We start from the raw sequence: 1,400 nt of genomic DNA on the forward strand, positions 1-1,400 counted from the left end.
CAGTCCTTACGGTCTAGCTTCGTTGCCCTTAGAACGCTCTCCTACCACGGAACCCTAATGGGTTCCATCCACAATTTCGGTAACATGTTTAGCCCCGGTACATTTTCGGCGCAGAATCACTCGACTAGTGAGCTATTACGCACTCTTTAAATGGTGGCTGCTTCTGAGCCAACATCCTAGTTGTCTGTGCAATTCCACATCCTTTTCCACTTAACATGTATTTTGGGACCTTAATTGGTGGTCTGGGCTGTTTCCCTTTCGACTACGGATCTTATCACTCGCAGTCTGACTCCCGGATATAAATCAATGGCATTCGGAGTTTATCTGAATTCAGTAACCCTAGATGGGCCCCTAGTCCAAACAGTGGCTCTACCTCCATGATTCTTAATTCCGAGGCTAGCCCTAAAGCTATTTCGGAGAGAACCAGCTATCTCCAAGTTCGTTTGGAATTTCTCCGCTACCCACACCTCATCTCAGCATTTTTCAACATACATGAGTTCGGTCCTCCAGTGCGTTTTACCGCACCTTCAACCTGGACATGGGTAGGTCACTTGGTTTCGGGTCTACGTCTACTTACTATGGCGCCCTATTCAGACTCGCTTTCGCTACGGCTCCGTCTTATCAACTTAACCTCGCAAGCAAACGTAACTCGCCGGTTCATTCTACAAAAGGCACGCTATCACCCATTAACGGGCTCTAACTATTTGTAGGCACATGGTTTCAGGAACTATTTCACTCCCCTTCCGGGGTGCTTTTCACCTTTCCCTCACGGTACTGGTTCACTATCGGTCACTAGGGAGTATTTAGCCTTGGGAGATGGTCCTCCCGGATTCCGACGGAATTTCTCGTGTTCCGCCGTACTCAGGATACTGCTCTGAGAGATTTTCATTTAGTATACGGGGCTATCACCCTCTACGGCGAGTCTTCCCAGACTCTTCTACTATAAAAATCTTTGGTAACTCAAATGAGCAGTCCTACAACCCCAAGAAGCAAGCTTCTTGGTTTGGGCTCTTCCCTGTTCGCTCGCCGCTACTTAGGGAATCGATTTTTCTTTCTATTCCTGCAGGTAATTAGATGTTTCAGTTCCCTGCGTTTACCTCTATATAACCTATGTATTCAGTTAATAGTAACAGTCGATTAAAACTGCTGGGTTCCCCCATTCGGAAATCTCCGGATCAAAGCTTACTTACAGCTCCCCGAAGCATATCGGTGTTAGTCCCGTCCTTCATCGGCTCCTAGTGCCAAGGCATTCACCATGCGCCCTTGATAACTTAACCTAACTTTACTTAAAGCAAAGTGGTTTTGTTAAGAACTACGTTCTTAACTAATAAAACGCGGTGTTTCTCGGCTTATTGCTTAAAAATTTAATAAATATTATCTAGTTTTCAAAGAACAAATTT

The 1,400-nt window shown here is 45.5% G+C and carries 1 rRNA gene (cut by a window edge); it reads right to left on the reverse strand.

Going from position 1 to position 1,400, the window contains the following annotated elements:
- Window positions 1-1,277: ribosomal RNA gene (locus AC1RPG_RS07670) — 23S ribosomal RNA — on the reverse strand; it reaches 1,742 nt to the left of the window's first position.
- Window positions 1,278-1,400 lie beyond the last annotated feature (123 nt).

Source organism: Dellaglioa sp. CoH-57-MRSF-18 (assembly GCF_056781995.1).